The sequence below is a fragment of the Methanosarcina vacuolata Z-761 genome, assembly GCF_000969905.1.
Classification (GTDB): Archaea; Halobacteriota; Methanosarcinia; order Methanosarcinales; family Methanosarcinaceae; genus Methanosarcina; species Methanosarcina vacuolata.
Genome location: NZ_CP009520.1, coordinates 3,585,248 through 3,609,622, shown reverse-complemented (window position 1 = coordinate 3,609,622; position 24,375 = coordinate 3,585,248). Strand labels below are relative to the sequence as shown.

Sequence of the window (24,375 nt, the reverse complement as noted above, 5' to 3'; positions counted from 1 at the left end):
ATGTCGTATAAAATCGATTGCAATTATTCGGAATTATTGAATCCTTGATGATTGACTCGACAATAAAATTAAAATGGATTCAAACCCAGAGAAAAGGCTCAAATCACAGCAACTATTCCTGCGACCCTAATTTTCGTGAGATTTTGTGGCAAACAAGTCGAAATTTTTTCTAAATTTAACTTTTATGATCTATTATCGAAGGTTTAAAATATACTTTCTGTATATAACAGTCTAATAAAAGTTAATCTGTTGTGGATAGCTATGGTAACAAGTCAGGAAAGACAGAAGGCAAATCTGGCCAAAATGAAAAGAATAATGGAAGAAATTGAAAGTACGACAGATGATTCCGATCTGATTGCCGAATTGCAAGAATATTTAAGAAAACCGTACTCGTTGTCTCTCAAATGGCATATGATTGTATTTAAAAGTGAAGTTGATAGGAGTTTATGGTACCTGGAGGATATACGAAAAGAAGAGATTGAAATAGAAAAAATGAAGCGAAGGAAGGGAAAAGATCCAAACGAAGAATTAAACCAGGTTAACTGCAAGTTTTCAGAGGCCGTTAGTGCATTTAAACTCGATCACCAGATGGTATACGATCAGAAAACGAATAAGTATAAGTTGTCAAAATCCGGGATTTCCAGAACAACGAGAGAAAACATTTTTGCAATTCCAAAATCTATGATTGGGGACGATAAACTCCAGTGGAGTGAGGCAGTTAAACAAAAGTGGGGAGAAGATACTATCGGACAAACAGAATCACTGGAAAGAGATCTTTATAACCAAAAGAGTTTGAGAGTTGCCTGCAATAGCGAGGATAAGACTATCTGTTAATTAATTAGTTTATTAATTAACTGACCTTTCAATTATCCCATCGCTTCAATCACCTCATCGTTTCAATCACCTCATCGTTTCAATTACTTCATCGTTTCAATTACTTCATCGTTTCAATTATCCCATCGTTTACTTGATGAGTTTATCTCAAAAATAATTTTTTCGGGTCTTCATTGTTTTGTGAATATCCTCATAATGTCCTCATAAAAATCAATGAGGTTTTGAATTGAAAATCGTCTTGTTCAGAGGGAATGGCGAAGAGCCATTTTTTCTTAAATCAGCAAAGTTAAATCAGCAAAGTTTCATGATTATTTTCCAGAATCAGAAAACTCAGTTAATCATTTGGAATCTCAGCTTTTTGGCTGTGTCTCATTTGAGATGCGGGAATTAATCTTTCCTGTAACTAAAGTCTGTAACTAACGTCAATAAACTTAATATATCTATTACTTTTATATTATAATTTGGATAATTTTCAATTCATTTTTGTTCTTGTGGCTGTAAAAGCATTTGAATAAGAATCCGTTAGTTCCAAAATAATAAGTTCCAGTAGTCAGGAAGAAAAAGTTGTAAGGTAAATAGAGATCTTCTTAAATTCACAAAATATATTATAGTAAGCTTTCGAGAGGACTTGTGCACTATTGAGTTTCTCTTGAGACCTTTAGAGAGTGCACTTAGATATAATAGAAATCATAAAGTAAAAATGAAATCAAATACACTGGTGCAAAAGAATTTTTTGCTCTTCGTTGTTTTGTGTAGCTATCCTCATAGTTTCCTCATAAAAACCAATGTGGCCTTGAATTGAAAATCATCTTATCTATAGGGAGTGGTGAAGAGCCAAATTTTATCCTGGTATTATCAAAACCCGGAGACAATACCCATGAGAAAAAAAACTATCCTGGTATTCTTAAAACCCGGAGACAATACCCATGAGAAAAAACATTCGAGATTCTGGGATTGATACTGTTGGCGAAGTACCCTGGGGAACACACTTCTGCCAGTTCTACCAGACAAAAGAAGATTTGATGGATATACTTGTCCCTTATTTTAAAGCCGGGCTGGAAAATAACGAGTTATGCATATGGATTACCTCACAGCCTCTGGAAGTGGAAGAGGCAAAAACATCCATGATAACGGCTGGTCCTGATTTTGATGTTTATCTGGAGAAAGGACAAATAGAAATCATCCCTTACACCAGTGGATTTTTAAAGAAGGGTATTTTCGATCTGGATAGAGTTGTAAATAGCTGGGTTGAAAAAATTAACCAGGCTCTGGCAAGGGGTTATGATGGGTTGAGGGTTGCAGGGGACAATCGCTGGCTGGAAAAAGAAGGCTGGAACGAATTTATTGATTATGAAAATAAAGTAGATGTTGTTCTCGACAAACACCATGTGATAGCCCTATGCCCATATTATCTCGATATGTGCAGTACGGTCGAGATTATTGATGTAGTATCCAGCCATCAATTTGCTTTGATCAAAAGGGACGGAAAATGGGAGAGGATAGAAAACTCCGAAAGAAAAAGAGCAGAAAAAGAAGCTATTCAGGCTGCAAAAAATTGGGAATATACCTTTGATGCTGTGCCAGATCTGGTAGCCATAATTGACGATAAACATAGAGTTGTTCGTGTGAACAAAGCTATTGCGGCAAGATCAGGGATGACACCTGAAGAGTGCATAGGGTTAACCTGCTATCGTGTTATCCATGGGACAGACAAGCCTCCTTCTTTTTGCCCACAAAGGCAGCTGCTTAAGGATTGGGATGAGCACATCGCAGAGATTTGTGAAGGTTGTCTTGGTGATAATTTCTTAGTAAATGTCTCGCCACTATACGATTCTGAAGAAAAACTCATTGGGAGTGTTTACGTCGCCCGTGATATCACAAGGCGCAAGCAAGAAGAGCATCGTATTCGTAGATACAACCGTATTCTTGAAGGAATCAATCAGATCTTCAGGAACGTGGTACAGGCAAATACAGAAGAAGAACTGGGTGAAGCATGTCTATCTGTAGCCCTGGAAGTAACCAGCAGCCAGTTTGGTTTTATCAATGAAATGGGCGCTGACGGGTTCTTGCACGATATTGCAAAAAGCGAGCTTGCATGGGAACAGTGCCTTATGTACGACAAGAAAGGACATCGTAGTCCTCCTACCAATTTTGCTGTTCATGGCCTTTATGGCAGTGTCATTAACAACGAGAAAGGTTTCTTTACCAATGATCCATTATCACACCCCGACAGTATTGGTTTGCCGCATGGGCATCCGCCGATTACATCGTTTCTTGGCGTCCCCCTTGTCCAGGATGGAAAAACGATAGGTTTGATTGCGGTTGCAAACCGTGAAAACGGCTATAGCTACGAACAGCAGGAAGATCTTGAAGCTATCGCGCCTGCTGTGACGCAGGCTCTGCAGAGAAAAAGGTCGGAAAAAGCTCTGAAATTATCAAATCTTTATAATCGTAGTCTGATTGAAGCCAGCCTGGACCCCTTAGTAACCATTGGACGTGATGGTAAGATTACGGATGTTAGTGGCGCTACTGAACTGGTTACTGGATATTCAAGAAATGATTTGATTGGGACTGATTTTTCAGATTATTTCACTGAGCCCGGGGAAGCTAGAAAAGGATATCAGCAGGTGTTCATGCACGGTGAGGTCAGGGACTATCCTCTGGAGATTCGGCATAAGGATGGACATATAACTCCCGTTTTGTACAATGCTTCAGTTTATGGAGACGAGAATGGGAAGGTTATTGGGGTCTTTGCAGCTGCACGTGATATTACTGAACTTAAGAAAGCAGAAGAAGCTCTAATAAGAGTTCATGAGAACCTAGAAGAAAAAGTTAAAGAACGGACATCAGAGCTTGAGAAAGCTTACAATTCATTGAAGGAAAGTGAAAAACGCCTTTCTGAAGCTCAAAAGATAGCTCAGATTGGAAATTGGGATTGGGATCTCGTAACTGGTGAAACATACTGGTCCGATGAAATGTATCGGATTTTTGAACGTAATCCTCATGAATCAGGCGCAACTTACAAAGAACTTTTAAATTATATACACCCCGACGATAGAGATTATGTTGATAACGCTATCAAGAAAGCTTTAAATGAGAAGCCTTTTGGCATTGATTACAGGATTGTCCTGGCTAATGGAGAAGAACGTACAGTCCATTCTCAACCTGAAATTATTTTTGATGAAAAGAATAAACCTGTTCAAGTAAAAGGAGTAGTTCAGGATATTACTAAACATAAAAGAGCAGAAGAGAAACTTCAAATACTGGCGAACGCTGTGGAATCTTCGAATGATGCTATTATAACTCTGTCTCTTGAGGGTATCATTACCAGCTGGAATAAGGCGGCAGAACAGGTTTATGGTTATTCAGCCGAGGAAATTTTGGGAAAAAATGTATCCGTACTTGAACCCGAAAATTTCAAAGAGGAAATTAAGCAGTTTTCCGAAAAGATCAAACAGGGAAAAAAGATTCAGCACTACGAAACATCACGGTTAAGAAAGGACGGTACTATTATAAATATTTCAGCAGCTCTCTCTCCTGTGTTTGACATCGCTGGAAAACTCGTGGCCATTTCAGCTATTGTAAGAGATGTTACTGAGCGTATCAAGGCGGAAGAAGCACTGCGTGAGAGTGAAGCGCGCCTGCGCCAGTATTACGAGTCGGATATGATTGGTGCATTTTATTTTAACCTGGACGGTTCGGTCACCGATGCCAATGACAAGTTACTGGATATAGTTGGTTACACGCGCGGGGACTTGAAGGCTGGAAGGGTTAAATGGAACAAGATGACTCCACCGGAGTACAGTCGATTGGATGAGCAGGCCATAATGGAACTCAAATCAACAGGCTCAAATACGCCTTACGAGAAGGAATTCATCCGTAAAGATGGCTCGCGAGTACCTGCCATTGTTGGAGCAACTACCTTCGATCAGGTACGCAATGAAGGCGTAGCTTTTGTTCTTGATATTACTGAAAGGAAAAAGGCAGAAGAAGCTCTGGCAAATATCGAGACTGCCCGTAAGAAAGAAATCCACCACAGGATAAAAAATAACCTGCAGGTTATCTCTTCTCTCCTTGATCTTCAGGCTGATAAGTTCAATGACCCTAAAGTTACTGAGGCTTTCAGGGAAAGCCAGAACCGGGTTATATCTATGGCTCTTATTCACGAAGAGCTTTATAAAGGAGAAGAAACTGAGACACTTGACTTTTCGGCATACATAAAAGAACTGGCTGAAAACCTTTTCCAGACTTACAGCCTTAGTAAGAAGAAAATCCATCTGTGTATGGATCTGGAAGAAAATGCATTCTTTGATATGGATATTGCTGTCCCGCTAGGAATTATTGTTAATGAACTGGTTTCCAATTCTCTCAAACATGCATTTCCGGGCAGAGACAATGGAGAGATCCAAATCGAACTCCATAAAGAAGAAAATGGAGAACACAGAAAGGAATTCAATAGGTATACCAGTTTTGTTCTGACCGTCTCGGATAACGGCGTTGGTATTCCTGAAGACCTTAATATTGAAGATCTTGATAGTCTTGGGTTTCAGCTGATAACCACCCTTGTAGATCAGTTAGATGGGGAACTTGAGCTGAAAAGGAATGATGGAACCGAATTTGCTATAAGGTTCACGGTCAAAGAAGAAAATAATAATCAGACACAAGCTACGTTAAAACAATTAATGGACTAATGCCTCCATTTATACTTGTTATAACGGATCTCTAAGGGCCTTGTTCAGACTCCTGGCTGACTCAGTACCAATATCCAGTGATAAATGTAAAATTCAAAATTACTAGATTTTTAAGCAGAGTCTACATTATCTACATTATATTCAATTAAATAGTTAAAGAGGAGTTCTTTACCTCCTCGAGTTTTAACGGCTTACTCAGCTTGTTGTGTGCGCATTCCTAATAATCTTTGCTTACTCAGCTTGTTTTTAAAGCATTGATTACGATGTTTGCCAGATCAATAAACGTCTGTCCTCCATCTGACGAAAGTTTTCCATTCTTGATGTAAACTTCTACCTGATTAAAGAGGAACTATAAACAGCCCGATGGCAACAGGATAGTTTCCTACAGGTACAGTAGCTGTAACTGTGTTTGTTTCAGTGTCAATTACAGAGACGGTTCCATTGTAGTCGGAGTTTGACACATATGCCTTTGTTCCGTCAGAGGTTACTGCAACACCATGAGGCATATTCCCTACATTTACTGTGGCTGCAACGGAATTGGTTGCTGCGTCAATTACAGAAACATTGTTGCTGCCAGCGTTCACCACATATACCTTTGTTCCATCCGGAGAGACTGCAACTCCAACAGGATATTCTCCAACACTTACCGTTGATGTGACAGTTTTAGTTTCAGTGTCAATTACAGAAACACTGTTGCTGCCAGTGTTAGTAATATACACTATTTTTCCATCCGGGGAGGCTGCAACTCCAACAGGAATGTAGCCTACAGGCACGGTGTCTGTAACATTGTTAGTTACAGTGTCAATTACAGAAACATTGTTGTTGAATGCGTTTGTAACATACGTCTCTGTCCCGTCCGGACTGACTGCAACTCCTAGAGGCCATTTACCGACATCCACCGTTGATGTAACTGTATTATTTGAAGTGTCAATTACAGAAACGCTGTTGTTGCCCCCGTTCGCCACATATGCCTTTGTTCCATCCGGACTGACTGCAACTCCTAGAGGCCATTTACCGACATTCACTGTTGATGTAACAGTGTTGGTTGCATTATCAATTACAGCAACATTGTTGCTGAATGAGTTCGTCACATATACCTTTGTTCCATCTGGAGAGACTGCAACTCCAACAGGATAGTTTCCTACAGTCACATTGGCTGTAACTGTGTTTGTGGTTGTATCAATTACAGAGATATTGTTGCTTCCGGAGTTCGTAATATATGCATAGGGTTCTGCGCCTGCTATACTCACCATCATTGAAATAGCCAGCATTGCTATTCCCAAAACTTTTATGAAGGCATGTCCACTGTGTGTTTTAGCATATGTTCTTTCTTTCATTTTAATCCCCCAAAATACTATTGGCGATGAGAAAAGAGCTTACAGCAGCTGTCTTATCATTTTATACAACTACTTGCAAATTCCCCCGTTTGAACAAAAAGAGTATATTAATACAAGAATATAATAGATTACATACATTAAAAAGTGGGGGTGCTTTGTATCAGCAAAATGCTGAGATAAATCTATTTTCTTCAAGGTTAGAAGGAGATGTAATAGTAAAAGGTTGCTATCAGGTCATCTGCAACCAAGTGGTTGTTTAAGATATATTCTGAAAAATAATAATTCTGAAAAATAATAATTCTGAAAAATAATAATTCTGAAAAATAATACTCAAATCGGTAACTGCAGGTAACCAATTCGTGGATAAGCCTGTTAAATATAAACACTGATTAAATAAAATTGAATTCTATCGTTACTTTTTTATATTGTTACCTATATAATATTAATTGGTTCATGAGGGAGCAATCTGTAAATTGGAGTAAATTCAGGACAGCTTGAACTCTGATCCCGTAATATACTTCATTGCGCGTAATCTGTAAAATGAAGCAAATTCAGGACAGCTTCAAAACTGATCCCGCAATATACTTCATTAACGCGTATCCGTAAAATGAAGCAAATTCAGGACAGCTTCAAAACTGATCCCGTAATATACTTCATTGGTGCAGGTCAAGCCTTGTGAACCACGTTACACCGCTTTTTTGCTTTCTTCTTTTTTTCCATCTTTGCGGAATGTAATCGCTAAAACGAATGTGATTGCTAAAATGAATGTGATCGCTAAAACCTTTGAGGCATATAATCAGATCAAAACTGCTGTTTCCAAGGACAAATATCGAGCCATTCAGAGATGGCTCAAGAAACGAAAAAGGCGGTATTGATCAGGGTTATTTGGACTGCCTATTTTTTTAATTCTATCTTGCAGCCTTACGAACGGCAGCCAGGCCTTTCCAATCTTCCATGTCGAGTTCCGGCTTTTCGGCACGATATTTTGCATACAATTCTATTCCCACAGGGTCTTCAAGGATATCGACTTTGACACCCTTCTCGCGAAGCATCTGTTCGTTACCCGAGGCGTTAGTAACATCGCCGACGACCACGCGGCTGAATTGGCGCATATATATTAACGTGGCACAAGTGTCACATGGGCTAAGCGTTGTGAAAATTGTAGTATTACTGAAGTCCTGTCGTCCTGCATCGCGTATGGCTGACGTTTCACCGTGGTTGTAAGGATCGTTATCCTGCACAAGCGTATTGTGTCCTTTTCCAATAATCCGGCGAGTATTGTTATCAATGATAACGCCGCCGATGGGGCACCCACCTTCGTCATAGCTTTTTTGCGCAAGTAAAACTGCTATACGCATAATATTTAGGTCGCTCAGTTTAACAAAAAATTTATCTTCAACTATCGCAGGAAGACTTTTCGTGGGCAAATGAGCAATGACATTAAGCACTTCTTCCGTAACAGGCGTGTCTTGTGTAATGAAGTGTTTCATAAACTCCCCTTTCAAATAACGATAAAATTATTTTTGGCAATCGCAAAAACTTGAAAAATCAACTTTTAGGCATTTTGGTAATTACTTCTTATTCCACTTAAAAATACCAATATTATTCACAAGCGTTTATACTAGTATATATATAATATTCCGCCAATTTTAATCTATAACGATTAAATTGGGGGTATGAAAATAAATGAATAGTCTACTTTCATCAATAACCTACGGCGGAGATCCACGTGTCTATTATATTGGAAATAATGGTCATGTCTACGAATATGCATGGCATAGCTCTGACAGTACATGGCACAACAAAGATGTGACAGCAGAGGCAGGGGGACAACCAGCAGTAGATGGAAGCGCATTTACGTCAATAAACGATGGATTTGATAATATTTATGTCTACTATTTTGGCAATAACAATCATGTCTACGAACTTGCCAATGAAGGATGGGTTGGTGGTAGTTGGGTTGGTGGCAGTTGGCACTCCAGAGATGTGACAGCATATTCTGGTGGGCAGCCAGCATTGTCTATAAGTTCGCTTTCATCAACAACCAATTATACTCCGTTTAATAGACATGTCTACTATCTTGGCAAAAATTATCATGTCTATGAATATGCATGGCATAGCTCTGACAGTACCTGGCATAACAGCGATGTGACTGTAGATTCTGGTGGACAGCCAACATTGTCTATAAGTCTGCTTTCATCAATAACTTACGTTGGAGATCCGCGTGTCTACTATATTGGAAATAATTATCATGTTTACGAATATGCATGGCATAGTTCTGACCGTACCTGGCATAACAGAGATGTGACTGTAGATTCTGGTGGACAGCCAGCATTGCCTGCAAGTCCGCTTTCATCAATAACTTACGTTGGAGATCCGCGTGTCTACTATTATGGCAATAATGGCCATGTCTACGAATATGCATGGCATAGCTCTGACAGTACCTGGCACAACAGAGATGTGACAGTAGATTCTGGTGGGCAACCAGCAGAAAATTTTAGAGAGCTTTCATCAATAACCTACCGTGAAAATCCACGTGTCTACTATTTTGGCGATAATAGTCATGTCTACGAATATGCATGGCATAGCTCTGACAGTACCTGGCACAACAGAGATGTGACAGTAGATTCTGGTGGACAGCCAGCAGTACGTTATAAACTTTCATCAATAATCTACGGCGGAGATCCACGTGTCTACTATATTGGAAATAATTATCATGTTTACGAATATGCATGGCATAGTTCTAACAGTACCTGGCACAATAGAGATGTGACGGCAGATACAGTGAAATAAAGCGTTTATATTATCCTGCTGAAATCTGCTCGTCTATTTTTTGTCTTCGTCGGGCTAGAATTATAAATACCTCGGTAATCTAACTCAACTCCAGAGTACTGCCTTCATGGAAAATAACGAACCATTTGAGGCAGTAATAAACACTTTCAAAATAGATGTAATGTTTAACAGACCTATACAACTCTCAAAACACAAAATAGAAGCTGATTATAAGCCAACTTCTATGCTATGGGTCCCTTTAATTTCCAAATATTTAACTAGCCTTTTAATTTCAATTTTTAAGATATGTCCTGTCATTAAGCAAAAAAGATAATTTTAAAGGAGAATAGAGGTTTTCTGGCTTCCATCGACTTTAAAAAGTACTAGAAAGTAAAATAGACATTTGAAAAATAGTAGTGTTGTCCAAGACTATTAAAAGTTATTAAATGGACCGGTCGGGAATTGAACCCGAGGCCTCTACCATGCCAAGGTAGCGATCTTCCCCTGATCTACCGGCCCATATCAGGCTTATGCTTTATCAGCATCCCTCATACACTCAATATCTTATATAAAGCTGTCGCCACATAGGCTCGACGTCTTACATATAAATTTTTGAAACTTAGAAATTTAAGAGCTTCAAGCAAAAGTTATAAGTAGTAAATTGAGTATTAGAAGTGTTGTCGGATTGGGAAGCTTTCCCGAAAAGCCTTTCTACTTCGGTAATTTTAAAAAACCTGACATTTGGGCCCGTAGCTTAGCTTGGTGGAGCGCACGGCTGATAACCGTGAGGTCCTGCGTTCGAATCGCAGCGGGCCCACCACAATATGACAATCCTTTCTCAGGAGTTTACAGGTTTTATAACCCAGTTATCCTTCATTTGGGCCCGTAGCTTAGCCTGGTGGAGCGCACGGCTGATAACCGTGAGGTCCTGCGTTCGAATCGCAGCGGGCCCACTATATGTTTTATTGATGCTATTTTGTTTTTTATTAATGTCATTCTGTTTTGAATCTTTTTCGTGTATTTCTGAGTCTTTTTCACTTTAAAAAATAGGTCACTTTAAAAAATAGGTCTCTTTAAAAACTGGTCTCTTTGTTGTTTTGGGCGGATATCCTCATAGTATTCTCCCTTAATTCCCAAATTTTAAGCGCATACTTTTTGTATCCCTATTTTGCTCATTTAATTCGTGTGCAGATGCATACTACCTTAATTCCCAAATTTTAAGCGCATACTTTTTGTATCCCTATTTTGCTCATTTAATTCGTGTGCAGATGCATACTAACTTACTCATTTCCAAACAACAATTCAAAAACTATCTATACTATTATGCGCTTATTATATAAGCGCATGAAGTCTATCCTCCGCATCAAGAAAATAAATGGAATTGAGTACTGGTACGAAGATATTCCTTATTACGATAAGGAAAAGAAACAAATTCGCCATAAATCCAAATATGTTGGCAGAAACATAAACGGTAAACCTGTTAGAGTTCGTGACGCATTAAACTCTTCCGATGAAATCGTGCAAGATGAGACTTCTTTCGTTTCCAGCAAACCTGTAAATGCTTATAACTATGGTGAGTTCCTTCCATTACAGAAAATAGTAGAAGAACTCAAAATTGAAGAGTATCTTGGTGATCTGTTCAATGAAAAAGACAGGAACATGATACTTTCAATGGCACTTAATCGTGTAATTCGTCCTACAGCTATGTATAACCTTAAAACCTGGTATGAGAATTCTGTTCTTTCTCTCCAGTGGCCTGAGTTACCCTTGAAAAGTCAAAACATCAGTAATCTACTTGCAAAAGTAGGTAATAGCGACATTCCATCCATGTTTATGGGTAAAATGTTTAGAAATCTTGGGACAAAACGCACATTAATGTACGATCTTACCAGTTTATCGAGCTACTCACAACTAATTAATCTTCTTGAATACGGATACAATAGAGACAATTGCGATCTTCCTCAAATAAATCTCTCCATGATTGTGGATAAGGAAAAAGGAATTCCGGTGATGTATGACATCTATCCTGGAAGTATTGTAGACGTTACAACTCTTAAAAATACTCTAAAAAAGATAGAAGCTCATGGAATGGAAAACTATACACTGGTAATGGATAGAGGCTTTTTCAGCAAGGGAAACATTGAGGAATTAGTAAGGGAAAAGATTCCTTTTATTATGCCAGCTACAATGGCACTTAAAAGTGTCAAAGAGCTTATGAGTTCAGTACAAAAAGACATCGAAAGTCCGGAATATCTTCATAAGTTTCACAAAAAACCAATATTTGTAAAGCCAGTGACTCTTGAGGAAAAGGAATTCAAGATCAATGGATACTGTTTCTATGATCCAAAGAGAGAAATGGAAGAAAAAAGCACATTTTACTCCCGTCTTTATGATATGAAGGAAAAACTGGAAGAAACAGCAATACCAGGATGGAGAAATGCGGCAGAGGTGTTCAAAGAGAGAGCAAGGGAAATGGCAAGTTTCTATTCGTGGAAAAAGATAGATGACCATTTCAAAATCAATATCAAGAAAAATGCAGTATCGCAGAGAATAAACAGAATGGGGAAGTTTTTCCTTTTTTATTATGGAGAACGTGATTGGGTAGAATGTCTCACTTACTACAGAGAAAGAGATATTGTTGAGAAAGGATTCAAAGTAATGAAAAATGATATTCAGTCGCTTCCACTAAACACAAACAAAGATTCAACAACAAAGGGATTCATTTTTGTCTGCTTTATCGGACTAATTATTAGAATGAAGCTACTGAGTATGATGAAGGAAACAAAAATTATTGAGGATTATACAGTAGAGAGTTTACTTTTAGAGCTTGAGAAGATCAGAAAAGTAGAACTGCAAAATGGAGAGGTAATAGTTACAGAACTCACAGAAAGCAAAAGAAATTATGGGAAAATTGAATTTATGCGCTTAAAAAGCGGAAGTCAGGATTCTCATAGGTCCTCAGTCGATCCTCAGTTGGCCTTCCGCCATTCTTCATGAACAATACTACTTTTCATCCAGCACAGCTCTGGATTTTATGAAGCTTACCTGATAATATTCTCATAATATCCTCATAATATCCTCATAATATCCTCATAATATCCTCATAATATCCTCATAATATCCTCATAATATCCTCATAATATCCTCATAATATCCTCATAATATCCTCATAATATCCTCATAATATCCTCATAATATCCTCATAATATCCTCATAATATCCTCATAAAATCCTCATAAAATCCTCATAAGCCTCATAAAATCCAGCACTGTCTTGAATTAAAAATAGTATTATCCATAGAGAATGACGAAAAGCCAAAATAAGAGAATTAATTTAGGAAATTAGAGATTTTTTAATATCTTCTGGGATCACCAAAATTTAGCATTAATTCCGATGATGTTGGCCTACATATTTCAAAAAATTAAAATAAGCAAAAGTCTCGGAAATTAAATACCTCTGTAACAAAAGAATTAATCTTTAGGGAAAAATTATAGTGGGGATGAATCCCCATGAACAATTTCAAGCAATGTGTTTCAGACGTTCAATATTTCTAAGCACGATTGTACTCTCAGCTACAATATCTTCTTCGATCTTGCTGACAATATAATCCATTGGGACTGTTAGCCTGTATAACTTTACCGGTCTGCCTTTACCCTTTGATTTCTTTTCTTCCCGGATATCAATCCAGTTATTTTCGCGGAGATACCGCATTGCAACACTGACTTCAGGTTGTCTCAAGCCTGATACCATTTCAATGCTCTGAGATGAGATCTCTCTGCCTTTTGCAAGGCATGCAAGTGTCAGAGCGATTGGCCTGCTAACGTTAATTCTTCTAAATAGTTCTATCATTTCATGTTCGTTTGGTCCCATAGCTACCGGAACCTCTTCTTTTGTGTCCGAAATATCCATAACTGGACCACTTTCATCTACCATTTAATCACCCAAAGAACCATTATATAGTTGATTAATATAAATATTTATTTATGTTTCTCTTTTTAATATATACTACTAACTAATAATTCTTTAAGTGTTTTTGATGTTCATTTATTCAAAAAATGTCCAGATGATACTGTTTTTCCTTTTCGGCGCAGGTTATAACTCTTCTCTTCGTATTCTTTGACTTTAAAATCTTGTGACAGCTCCCGGTAATGAATTGACGGGCACCTACGGAATTTCAACCGATGCCATACTGCCCCAGGGCAATTGTTATTCCGGTTCTCGCCATCAACGTTCAAATTTTTACCTACAGAATTACTCTGTATAACCTTCTATTTTAAGTCCAGTAGCAAAGTTAAGCGGCTCTTGTAGCATTTCCAGCTTCCAAGACAAAACTTAACAATATATATAAAACACAACAATACCACTATTTTCTCAAAGTTGAACACGTGATGCTGAGGCCGATTACGCATTCATTCCACGTTTGAAAACGCAGGGATTTTGCTTCGATGTTCTAAAAACTTAAAAATTTCCTGAAAATATCGAAGTTTAATATTCTTCCGTCTCAACCAGGGTCCTTTTTCAAACTATGACAGAATCTTAATTTCTGACCTTTTTTATGACTCAAACTTTGTCTTAACTTTAACTTTTTTAAAATTCAAATTTTACGTCAAACTCTACTTTTTTTAAACCCGAGTTTTTTAAATTTATATAAGTGTAAAAAGAATTTGCAGGATATTTTTATACTAAAAATTGCTAAAGCTCACGATATGCCCTCCTGACCTATATTCAGATGTTTACTCCTTGTATCCTTTATATATTCTGTTTTGTAGAAATTGTACAGTTGAACTAAGAAAATCGATAACCTGGATTTTTAACTTTATAAATTACAAGTCTAACTGGAGAGTCTATTTTGTTTAATTTTGTGTTTCAAGCGCGAAATCCGGATCTTATATCCTAATAATTGCTGCTCTTTTGTCGTCTTAAAAATTCAGATTCAAGTGGAAAAAGAGGTATCAAAAGAACCAGATCTCAAAAGAATCAGCTATCCAAAGAATCAGCTATCCAAAGAACCAGCTATTAAAAGAACCAGCTATCCAAAGAACCAACTATCCAAAGAACCAGTATCAAAAGAACCGAAAAAACGCACATGAAATTCTCTAATCACAGGCACAAAGAAATGAAAGTACCTGGAAGAATTTTCACGCCAAAGATATTGCAAAAATGGAATAAAGAGGTCACAAGAAGCAAAAGTGAGATCATAAGAATTGAAAAAAATGACCTAATTTCAAGGAAAAGCTAAACTTTCCTCAACTATCCTGCCGTATAATAGACGTTTAACAAATAAGAAGTCGAATCCGGGTTATAAAACCCAGACTTTATAACTAAGAATTAAGTTTTCTGAGAATTTGTGAAAAAAGTTTGTGATATTTCTGCTCTAAAATTAGTTTAGGAAAGGTTCTTGAGGCGTTCTATGTTCTGGAGCACGGCCTTACTTTCAGTCATTACGTCTTCTTCTATTGAATTGATAATCGTTTCCATCTGGACCGTCAGTTTATACAATTTAACCGGTCTGCCTTTTCCCTGATTCTTCTTTTCTTCCCGCATGTCTACCCAGTCATTTTCACGGAGATAGCGCATTGCAATGCTAACTTCCGGTTGTCTCAAGCCTGATACCATTTCGATGCGCTGGGAAGAAATTTCCTCTCCTTTAGAGAGGCATGCAAGGGTGAGAGCAATTGGCCTGTTAATATTAAGCTTTCTTAAAAGCTCCACCATCTCGTATTCAACCTCTCCCATCCTAAAGTCATTATCCTCTGATGTAAACTCATTATCTGCCACAACTATCATCTACCGATTATACCGAAAGAACAGAGTGTGATTGCTTCCGATATTAGTTTCCCGTCCAGTATTTCAGATCAATAGAAACATATTATTTTAGATTTGTTATATTTTCAACATTTTTATTACTTTTATTAAATACATTTCTATTTATACAAGTTTCTGATCTGTGGGAGTATCTAACAAAATCTGTTTTTCTCTGTTGATTTAAATAATAATACTTTCTCCATATATATAATTATGCGCATATAAAAACTTCTCGACAATTTTACATTTTATTTTTTTGTGGGCAGAGGGCTTTGAATTTCCAGACAGAAGGACAATTTATACCCATAGGTTCTGCAAGCTTTCTTATATATAGGATAAACGCATTTTGATTGTAGTTTCATTTGCCAATGAAATTGAATTATAGTGCGAACAACGCAAAAGAAACGTTAAAGTTCACTTTTTTACTCACAAATTATCCGTATTTTGCAATTATTCTATACGTTCTGTCTCAATTAGGATAACTATTTGGGCATTCCGGCAAGTCTTAAATATGAATCCCTGAAAGATTTAATATAATGAACGCTGCCCTGGACAAAACCGCTGTATTTATCTGCCATTGCAGTGGGAACATTTCCGAACGTATTGATATTAATTCACTTAAGAAAACCCTTAAGGCAGAAGGGGTCCCGGTCTTTGATTATGAGTATCTCTGTTCAAGAGAGGGACAGACACTTATTAAAAATAAGATTTTGGAAGGGAACCTTGACCGGATAGTAATAGGTTCGTGCACACCCTCCAAACACGGCACTCTCTTTAAAAAGTGTATTCAGGAAGCAGGCTTAAATCGGGCAATGCTTGAAATCGCAAATCTAAGGGAGCAGTGTGCCTGGGTGCATCCGGACAAAGCCGGAGCGACTGAAAAAGCTCTTTCACTTCTTCGGGGAAAAATTAACCGCCTGGAAAATCATGAGCCACTTGAAGAACTAAAAGTAAATATCGTTCCGCAGGCCCTCGTTATTGGTGGAGGAATTGCAGGGATAACTGCGGCAGTTAACCTTGCAGATAACGGAATTTCCACTTACCTGGTCGAAAAAGATTCCAGTATAGGTGGAAATATGGCAAAAATCGGCAAAGTTTTTTCTCCTGACAAGCTTGCGGAAGAGTGTGCGATGTGCTCGCTAAGCCCGCTGATGAATGAGGTAGTAGCTAACCCGAAAATAAACCTTTTAACCTGGACTGAGGTGGAACGTTTAAGCGGAAGTGCCGGCAACTTCACAGTTAGGCTAAGGAAAAAACCGAGATACGTACATGATAACTGTACAGGCTGTGGCCGATGCAGCCGCATCTGTCCGGTCCTGGTTGAAAACGAGTTCAACTGCGGGTACATAGACAAAAAGGCAATTTCCCTGCGTTTTTCCCAATCCGTTCCAAAAATCTACTGCATAGACCCTGACCACTGTCTGCAATTCAAGGGCGAGACTTGCGGAAAATGTGCAGAGGTCTGTAAATCTGGAGCGATTGACTTTTCACAGAAGGAAGAGATCATTGAACTCAATGTAGGTGCAGTTATTGTTGCTACCGGGTTTGAGGAGTATGACGCATCCCAGAAACCCCAGTACGGGTATGGAATTTTCAAAAATGTTATGACTCAAATGGAACTTGCCAGAATGCTTGGGATTAATGGCCCTACAAAAGGTGGATTGGTCAGGCCTTCTGATTTCAGCCTGGACCCTGATGCTGTCAGCTCAACAGGCACCTGCGGTAGTAAAATCTCCTCAGAGAATTCTTCAGAGAATTTTTCAGATAATTTTTCAGAGAACGTTCCGGGAACTCCTAAAAGGATAGTTATGATCCAGTGTGTGGGCTCAAGGGACGAAAAAGAAAGTGGAAACCGCTATTGTTCAAGGTATTGCTGCATGGCAGCCTTAAAACACTCTAACCTGATAATGAAAAAATATCCAGGTACGGAGGTCACGATCTGTTATGTCGATTTGCGGGCTCTTGGCTTTTACGAAAACTACTATCGCGCAGTCCAGGATATGGGAGTTAGATTTGTAAGGGGAAGACCTGCCGAAATTGTCGAGAAACCGGATAAAAGCCTTCTTGTCAGACTCGAAGATACCCTTAACCAGAAAATAACAGAGCTGCCTGCTGATCTCGTTGTACTCTCTGCGGCCATGGTCCCTTCAAAGGGAACCCGAAAAATTGCCAGTATACTGAATATCAGCCAGGATGAAAGCGGCTTTATCAAGGAAAGGCACTCGAAACTGAGGCCTGTAGACAGCTCACTGGACGGGATCTTTGTCTGTGGCACTGCCCAGAGCCCTAAGGATGTTACAGATACTATTTCCCAGGCAGGACTTGCATCTGTAAGAGCAAGGGCCTTTATTGCCGACAGCCCAAAAGCCCTGGTAAACGAAATTCCAACTATCAACCAGCTTCTCTGTAATCAGTGTAAGGAATGTCTCAAGTGCCCGTTCGAGGCTTTTTCCTTGAATGAGAATGGAAAGATTATCGTAGACCCGCTTGTCTGTACAGGGTGCGGATACTGTACTGAACTCTGTCAGAACGGAGCTATTCAGATTGAAGGCTTTACAAAAAGCCAGCTAAAAGCCGAAGTTGAAGGGGTAGCCAAAGAAGGAGACCTGCTGGGCTTTGTAAACAGCGGGATCGCGTCCTTAACCTGCGACAATATAGGAAATAGTGCACTGACCTATCCTTCAAATGTCAAGTTAATCAAAGTACCCACAAACCTCGTGGTTGATAAAGACCTGTTACTTCACGCCTTCAAAAACGGGGTATCGGCTGTCCTTTTTATAGAGGACCCTCCAGACAGCCCAAAAGCTGAGATTATATATCCTCTAACTGTCAGCCATTTCGAGAAATTGAAGAAAGAACTTGGAGATTCAGGAAACCGGCTCTATTTCAAAAAAGCTTATGTTCCAAACACAAGAGGGCTTGCAGGCACTTTTACCAGCCTTGCCAAGGAAGGAGAGATGATCAAATGATTCCATATGTAAACGAATACGATACCCCGGAATGTAAAACCCTTGCAGAAACCGCAAAGAAAAGCATCCGGACACCTGTTTCTCTGGGGCTTGACCGCTGCATCCAGTGCGGAGCCTGCACAGCTTCCTGTCCTGCAGCCCGCTTTACGGATTACAGCCCGCGCCAGATTATAAAAAAAGTGCTGGAAAATGACCGCAGTGTGCTTGAGTCTGAAATGATCTGGTCCTGCTTCTACTGTTATTCCTGCAATGTGCGCTGTCCCAGAAATAATAGCCCTGTAACAATCGTACAGGTACTCAGGCAGATGGCTATTAACGAGGGTATCGGAGTTGAAAAGCTGGCCTACTTCCTTGAGATCGGAGAATATCTTGCAGAAAACGGAGCTAGCAAGGTCCCGGGGGCTGGAGTTAAAAATATGGAAAGAGACCTCGGAGAACGCTGGATCAGTTTCAAAAAGGATCTTGAGTCAATCCGGACTGAACTGGGGTTGAGTTCAAAGGATGTCAGGAACACCCATGGGGAAGTTCAGTCTATTCTTGAGGCCACAGGCTATTTTGAAAGGGAAAAATGGATCAAAGCAAAAATACAGGAAAAACTTTTGCATCAGCTCCTGGAGAACCAGTGCATCAAGAGAGAAAACAGAAGCGGAGATTTCGGCTTTGAAAGCGATAAAAGATATCCCGGACAGCCAGCTTTTATTATTTAAAAGCTGCATGGTCGGGCAAGAGTACCCAGGAGTGGAAACCTCCACTTGTTATGTCTTTGACAGGCTTGGAGTAGATTACTGTATAAATGATGAGCAGTCATGTTGCACAGGAATAGGCCATTATACTGATATATTTGAAGGACTGACAACAGCAGCCATTGCGGCCCGAAATTTTGCAGTTGCAAGAAGATGCGGCTATCCCAATATAACCTGCCTCTGTTCAACCTGTTATGCCATAAATAAGGAAGCCTGTGAAACCCTGAATACCAATACCGAAGTCCGGGAAAAAATCAACTCTATCTTCCGAGAAAAGGGCTTTGATAATCTTGTTTACGAAAAAGACGATATGAATCCGAGGACAAACTTCTACCATGCAGTAGAGATTCTTTTAAGCAAGGTGGATAAAATCCAGGAGCAGAAGAAATTCGACTTCTCAGGGGTTAAAACTGCATCCCATCACGCCTGCCATTACTATAAAGTTAAATATCTCGATGTCCTCGGAAACCCTGAAAACCCCCAGTTGATAGATAACATAGCCGCAGCCTGCGGAGCCGACCCTGTGCGCTGGTACGAAGACCGGACTCTTACCTGTGGAATGGGCTTTTCCCAGCTTCACCTTAACAAAAGTACCTCGCTTCAGGTGACAAAGACAAAACTCGACAGCCTTCAAAGAGCAGGCGTAGAGCTTATGCTTCACATGTGCCCGAATTGCCAGATCCAGTATGACCGCTACCAGCCGGTTATCGAAAAGGAGTTTGGCGTAAAATATGATATGGTGCACATGAACATTGCCCAGTTCGTAGCCCTTTCAATGGGCGCTGACCCTTACAAGGTGTGCGGCTTCCAGACTCACTCCGTGCCTCTTGAAGGGTTTCTGGAAAAGACCGGCATAATCTAAAAACCTGAGTTAATCTCCATTTTAAGGTTTTAGCCGGTCATTTTTTCTTTTGATCTTTTTATTCCGATTTTTTAATTTTTTATTTTGATTCACATCACTTCTGAATACTCAGATCGAGTTCTCCCAGCCCTGTCCCATATCAACGATAGGTCTCAGCTCAGTGATCTCGAAGGTAACCGTTGCATACATCATCTGGGCGGCCTCCTCCCCGGCCATTTTTGCGATCTGGCTTTTAATCGTATCAAGCATCTCCCCTGACGTTGCAGATTCCTTCAGCTTCAGATAAACCCTGATCCCTTTCCAGTCCGTATCTTGTTCCATTATCATGTATATCGCATAAGGGTTTTCCTGAAGGTTTGAAAACGTGCGGTTCTTACCTGTTGCAATTACAACGGTCTTTTCATCAATCATATTGGGTGAGCCGAAAAGAGCTGAATCTACCTTTCCATCTTTACTCGCTGTGCTGAGAACTCCAGTTCTCGGTTGCTTGTTAAAATAGTCCATCAATTTTGATGCCATATCTAAACCTCCTCTTATAGCCTGTTTTAGCTTTCTTTCCTTTAAGAGTTGAGTTTGCGAAGCTGCCTGGTCACAAAATATTGTCATAAAAAAATATAATTAATCAGCAGACTGTATCAATAATCGTCTTAATTATGTTTAAAACTTTTTATTCTGCTAATGTACATCCCATCAAGAACTTCGATACTCTATTAATGAGTCTATGACTAAAACTTGTAACTAATAAGTTAAAGACATTCAATAAAAACAAATTTACAAATATAAAAGAAAAGAATATATTTCTTTTATGTTGATTGTGTTTCCAGTTGTTAAAGTAAATGTTACAGGAATAAAGAATGAAAGGTATTGAATACAAAACGAGTCCTCCTACCTGGTATGAGTATTTTCAACTGTTCTCAAGCACGGGATGGATATCAGTTCTTAATCATAAACCGGGTATCAGGAGTTCAGGCGGGAACCGCTGGGCAGCAAAGTTAAACTTGCATATTTGGAAAAGATAGCGATTGGAAAAAAGAAAAATGTCGGATATAAAAATTCTTGATTTTGAATAGCCACTTTAACCGGAGCAGCAGCGCGATATCTCTACTTACAGCCGGGTGCGTCACCACAACTTTGGTTTTGATTTCCGATTTTGATGCCTACAACTTTGAGAACTCAGATTGATTTTTCCCAGCCCTGTCCCATATCAACGATAGGTCTCATCTCAATAATCTCAAAGGTGGCAGTTGCGTATATCATCTTTGCCGCCTCCTCGCCGGCTATTTTTGCGATCTGGCTTTTGATCATATCAAGCATCTCCCCCGACGTTGCAGATTCCTTCAGCTTCAGATAGACCCTGATCCCTTTCCATGCCATAATATCTTCTCCCGGTTCCATAATCAGGAACATTGCGTAAGGGTTTTCCTGAAGGTTTGAGAACGTGCGGTTCTTACCAGTTGCAACCACAACGGTCTTTTCATCGATCATCTGAGGTGAGCCGAAGACAGCCGAATCTACCTTCCCGTCTTTACTCGATGTGCTGAGAACCCCAATTCTCGGTTGTTTGTTAAAGTAGTCCATCAATTTTGACGTCATATTAAATCCCCTATCTCAAACTTATTTCTGGCCCTTCTCCTGAAAAATGAAATGAGAAAGCAGCTTTATCCTGAAGTACTCCAGGAAAAGAGCTTTATCAGATATGTAAGCTGCGATAAATATGAGTCGTAAATATGCTTAAAACTTCGCCTGAAGAATGAGAATTCCATTCTGAGTTCACGGGGAATTTTTCTATCTATGAATATTCATTTGGGATTTTTTTCAAATATCATATAAAATAAATTAATATAGATTTAGACCTGTATTTTTTATATGTTGGGGAAAGATCACGTTTCTATAACACTTGGAACGATATTTCCATTTACGATTCCTCTGATATTTTCAGAGAACTCCCACCCTGTATACGCCTTCTGTTTACTTGCGGCTACTGTCATAGGCTCGCTGATACCTGATGCAGACAGTGACGAAAAGCCCAAGTTACACTATGATTTCAAAATAATTTATGACATTATGGTTCCTCTTCACAAGCTGATAGTTTTTTCTTTCAGTTTCTTTAACTTAAAAGAAAAGATGAATCTTCAATACGTTGTAGAGAAGCAGCATAGAGGCATAATGCATTCGCCTATAGGAGTATTCATAAGCTCCTTTGTACTCACTTTGTTGACAGCAATAATCGGCTATTTTATTTTCCATGGAATAAATGCTACTCTTATAGGTTTCTTATTTTTAGGTTTGATATCTGGCCAATTTTTACATTTACTCGAAGATTCCTGTACGATTTCAGGAATCAATTGGTTATTTCCATTTGGAACCCGTGAGTTAAAAGGTAGTATTTACACAGGCAACAAAATCGAAGGAAAGAGGGATATCAGGCCTTTTTTATACAGAGTTTCCCTGTTATTTGCCTCTGCAATACTGTTGATCCTACATTCACTGGGAGCTATAGATGTAAACGAATCGGGTATTTATCTCCTTATTTTTGCATTTGTTGCTTTGATATGGGGTTTGATACTTCTGACCGCAAAGACTGACAACGATAATCTATGGATACGGGATGCTAAAAAGGTACGGGAATTAGAGAGAGCAGTAGATAGAATAGGGAAGCAAGATGATGTAAGAAAAAGAAGGAACCCTGGGAAGTAACTATTTAAACAGTTTTTACAAAGATACCCTCTCAGCCTGCATTTGTTCATGAAAATGCAGCTATAAAAGTAAAGCTGCATATTACCCTTTATACGAGCTGCATATTATCCTTTATAAGAGTTACAGTGATATTATAGAAATAACCAATTACCTTCTAACCGCAGGTGAGACTAATATGGGTGTATTTGACACAATTAAGGATCGGAGAAGCATAAGGACTTACAAAGACGAGCGCATACCAAAGGATAAGCTAGAGAAACTGCTTGAGGCTGCAAGGCTTGCACCGTCGGCTGCAAACAGGCAGAACTGGAAATTTATTGTTGTCGGGGGTGAGGAAGTCAAAAAACAGCTTGTTGCTGCTTGCAATAATCAGTCATTCGTGGGTACCGCCTCAAACATCATTGCAGGCGTTGGAGATCCCTCCCAAAAATGGCACCAGGTCGACCTTGCCATTGCCCTTGAGCATATTGTCCTGGAGGCTGTCGAGCTAGGGCTGGGCACCTGCTGGATTGGCGCTTTCAACGAAGACGAAGTCAAAAAACTACTCAAGATTCCTCAGGACAAAAAAGTTGTAGCTTTACTGACCGTGGGGGTCCCAGCCGAATCGCCTGCTGCCAGACAAAGGAAATCTCTTGAAGAAATAATCGCTTACGATGAGTATCTTAATATTTTGCCATCTTAATGTTCTGCCATCTTAATGTTCTGCCATCGTAATGGAATCATTATTGGTAGGATTATTCTTTTGTTAGGCATACACAGATAAAGCCGCAGGATAACGTAAAATCACTCATCTTTGAACGCAAATTAAAACGCTGCTTTGGTAGTTTTTCGATCAAACTTTTTTCCAAAAGGTTTGCTCTCAAGCATTTTTTGAAAAGGCTTGTTTGAAAAGTCTTGATAAAAATTCAAAAGAAATCCAGAATTTTTTCAGGGCTTTCAAGCACGGTAATCCCCTGCAAGCTTTTTACAATCTCAACGTTGTGCATATCCACATCCCGGACAAGGACTTCCACAGGCCCGCCTTTGATGGCTTTATAGGGGCAGAGTTCCTTGCAGATTCCGCAGCCTTTGCACTTCAGAAGATCGATCTGGTCTGTTAGACCGTTTTTTTCAGTAATTGCACCCTGAGGGCAGTTTTCTCTTGGAGGGCAGTCCTCGCAATGCTTACACTGTTTTCTGTCAATATTATAGGGCATTTCGGATATGATTGAACCTTCAATATCTACAGGCACGATATAAACAAGTACTCTTCCTTTTACAGCCTGGGCAACGGCATTGGTAACAAGGGAATCCGCAATCCCATAAGCGATTTTCGAAACCGTATTTGAGGTTGCAGGCGTGACAAATAGGACATCATATCGGTCAAGACCGAAGCGTCCGACCTTAGGAGAACTCGAACCCTGCTCGCTTTCCCGGAAGATTTCTTCGAGGTAGTCCCCGCCGGAGATTTGAACAAGGTTTTGCTCAAGCCCGTACATGCGCAGTACCTCTTCTCCAGCCCTGGAAACAAACGTGTTTACGGAAACTTCAGGGTTTCTGAGCTTGATTTCCTTAAAGACCTGATAACTGCGGTCCAGGAAATGCCCGGCACCTGTAATGCCCCACGCAATTCTCTGAAAGCTCATGGAAATAAGTCATGCCAGAGGTGGATAATATAATTTTCTA

Annotated in this window: 16 protein-coding genes, 3 tRNA genes and 1 pseudogene; 12 read left to right on the top strand and 8 right to left on the bottom strand. The window is 39.4% G+C overall.

Annotated elements, in window-relative coordinates; translation table 11 throughout:
* Nucleotides 1-315 precede the first annotated feature (315 nt).
* Nucleotides 316-834 carry a hypothetical protein gene (locus MSVAZ_RS14860; RefSeq protein ID WP_232316120.1) on the top strand — a complete coding sequence of 173 codons (519 nt, stop codon included), beginning with the start codon at nt 316-318 and terminating at the stop codon, nt 832-834.
* 926 nt (nt 835-1,760) lie between these two features.
* Entirely contained in the window at nt 1,761-5,525 is a 3,765-nt protein-coding gene (locus tag MSVAZ_RS14855; protein ID WP_048122219.1) for a PAS domain S-box protein, read from the top strand.
* A 338-nt stretch (nt 5,526-5,863) separates the two neighbouring features.
* Here the strand turns inward: MSVAZ_RS14855 and MSVAZ_RS14850 are convergent, their stop codons facing one another.
* The gene (locus MSVAZ_RS14850; protein ID WP_048124144.1) at nt 5,864-6,862 is read right to left on the bottom strand and encodes a YVTN family beta-propeller repeat protein; all 999 of its coding nucleotides are present in this window, start codon (nt 6,860-6,862) and stop codon (nt 5,864-5,866) included.
* A 908-nt stretch (nt 6,863-7,770) separates the two neighbouring features.
* Nucleotides 7,771-8,289: a nucleoside deaminase gene (locus tag MSVAZ_RS14845; RefSeq protein ID WP_232316119.1), complete on the bottom strand. Its 519-nt coding sequence runs from the start codon at nt 8,287-8,289 to the stop codon at nt 7,771-7,773.
* Nucleotides 8,290-8,548: 259 nt separating this feature from the next.
* Between MSVAZ_RS14845 and MSVAZ_RS14840 the strand changes: the two genes are divergently transcribed.
* Together MSVAZ_RS14840 and MSVAZ_RS21375 are read left to right on the top strand one after the other, a co-directional pair.
* The gene (locus tag MSVAZ_RS14840) at nt 8,549-9,655 is read left to right on the top strand and encodes a hypothetical protein (protein WP_048122214.1); all 1,107 of its coding nucleotides are present in this window, start codon (nt 8,549-8,551) and stop codon (nt 9,653-9,655) included.
* Nucleotides 9,656-9,761: 106 nt separating this feature from the next.
* Nucleotides 9,762-9,968 carry a hypothetical protein gene (locus tag MSVAZ_RS21375; protein WP_048122211.1) on the top strand — a complete coding sequence of 69 codons (207 nt, stop codon included), beginning with the start codon at nt 9,762-9,764 and terminating at the stop codon, nt 9,966-9,968.
* Nucleotides 9,969-10,081: 113 nt separating this feature from the next.
* On the opposite strand, the gene MSVAZ_RS14830 is transcribed toward MSVAZ_RS21375, so the two are convergent.
* Nucleotides 10,082-10,153 (bottom strand) — tRNA-Ala (locus tag MSVAZ_RS14830).
* Between the two features lie 224 nt (nt 10,154-10,377).
* On the opposite strand from MSVAZ_RS14830, the gene MSVAZ_RS14825 reads away from it, so the two are divergent.
* From MSVAZ_RS14825 to MSVAZ_RS14815, 3 genes and pseudogenes are all read left to right on the top strand, one after another.
* Nucleotides 10,378-10,454 (top strand) — tRNA-Ile (locus MSVAZ_RS14825).
* 59 nt (nt 10,455-10,513) lie between these two features.
* Nucleotides 10,514-10,587, top strand: a tRNA-Ile gene (locus MSVAZ_RS14820).
* Between the two features lie 391 nt (nt 10,588-10,978).
* Nucleotides 10,979-12,563 (top strand): annotated as a pseudogene (locus tag MSVAZ_RS14815) (IS1634 family transposase).
* 590 nt (nt 12,564-13,153) lie between these two features.
* On the opposite strand, the gene MSVAZ_RS14810 reads toward MSVAZ_RS14815, so the two are convergent.
* Together MSVAZ_RS14810 and MSVAZ_RS14800 are read right to left on the bottom strand one after the other, a co-directional pair.
* On the bottom strand, nt 13,154-13,567 hold the full coding sequence (locus MSVAZ_RS14810; RefSeq protein ID WP_048122209.1) for a transcriptional regulator: 414 nt from the start codon (nt 13,565-13,567) through the stop codon (nt 13,154-13,156).
* Nucleotides 13,568-15,019: 1,452 nt separating this feature from the next.
* Entirely contained in the window at nt 15,020-15,421 is a 402-nt protein-coding gene (locus MSVAZ_RS14800) for a transcriptional regulator (RefSeq protein ID WP_048122205.1), read from the bottom strand.
* 554 nt (nt 15,422-15,975) lie between these two features.
* On the opposite strand from MSVAZ_RS14800, the gene hdrA reads away from it, so the two are divergent.
* Genes hdrA through hdrB form a run of 3 tightly spaced genes read left to right on the top strand, consistent with a single transcriptional unit; the run spans nt 15,976 to nt 20,013 of the window.
* Complete coding sequence (hdrA, locus tag MSVAZ_RS14795) at nt 15,976-18,408, top strand: ferredoxin:CoB-CoM heterodisulfide reductase subunit HdrA (RefSeq protein WP_048122203.1); 2,433 nt, start codon at nt 15,976-15,978, stop codon at nt 18,406-18,408.
* Nucleotides 18,405-19,115 (top strand): ferredoxin:CoB-CoM heterodisulfide reductase subunit HdrC, encoded by a 711-nt coding sequence (hdrC, locus tag MSVAZ_RS14790; protein WP_048122200.1) that lies wholly within the window; start codon nt 18,405-18,407, stop codon nt 19,113-19,115. Before hdrA ends, hdrC begins: the two co-directional genes overlap by 4 nt.
* Nucleotides 19,069-20,013 (top strand): ferredoxin:CoB-CoM heterodisulfide reductase subunit HdrB, encoded by a 945-nt coding sequence (gene hdrB, locus MSVAZ_RS14785; RefSeq protein WP_048122198.1) that lies wholly within the window; start codon nt 19,069-19,071, stop codon nt 20,011-20,013. Before hdrC ends, hdrB begins: the two co-directional genes overlap by 47 nt.
* A gap of 108 nt (nt 20,014-20,121) precedes the next feature.
* On the opposite strand, the gene MSVAZ_RS14780 is transcribed toward hdrB, so the two are convergent.
* Nucleotides 20,122-20,532, bottom strand: coding sequence for a pyridoxamine 5'-phosphate oxidase family protein (locus tag MSVAZ_RS14780; RefSeq protein ID WP_048122196.1), 411 nt, complete (start codon nt 20,530-20,532; stop codon nt 20,122-20,124).
* 654 nt (nt 20,533-21,186) lie between these two features.
* Complete coding sequence (locus MSVAZ_RS14775) at nt 21,187-21,606, bottom strand: pyridoxamine 5'-phosphate oxidase family protein (RefSeq protein WP_048122194.1); 420 nt, start codon at nt 21,604-21,606, stop codon at nt 21,187-21,189.
* 273 nt (nt 21,607-21,879) lie between these two features.
* On the opposite strand from MSVAZ_RS14775, the gene MSVAZ_RS14770 reads away from it, so the two are divergent.
* Nucleotides 21,880-22,710 (top strand): metal-dependent hydrolase, encoded by an 831-nt coding sequence (locus MSVAZ_RS14770; protein WP_048122191.1) that lies wholly within the window; start codon nt 21,880-21,882, stop codon nt 22,708-22,710.
* Nucleotides 22,711-22,885: 175 nt separating this feature from the next.
* Nucleotides 22,886-23,392, top strand: coding sequence for a nitroreductase family protein (locus tag MSVAZ_RS14765; protein WP_048122189.1), 507 nt, complete (start codon nt 22,886-22,888; stop codon nt 23,390-23,392).
* A 223-nt stretch (nt 23,393-23,615) separates the two neighbouring features.
* Here MSVAZ_RS14765 and MSVAZ_RS14760 read toward each other — a convergent pair whose 3' ends face one another.
* Nucleotides 23,616-24,335: a dihydromethanopterin reductase (acceptor) gene (locus tag MSVAZ_RS14760; protein WP_048122187.1), complete on the bottom strand. Its 720-nt coding sequence runs from the start codon at nt 24,333-24,335 to the stop codon at nt 23,616-23,618.
* Nucleotides 24,336-24,375: the final 40 nt, after the last annotated feature.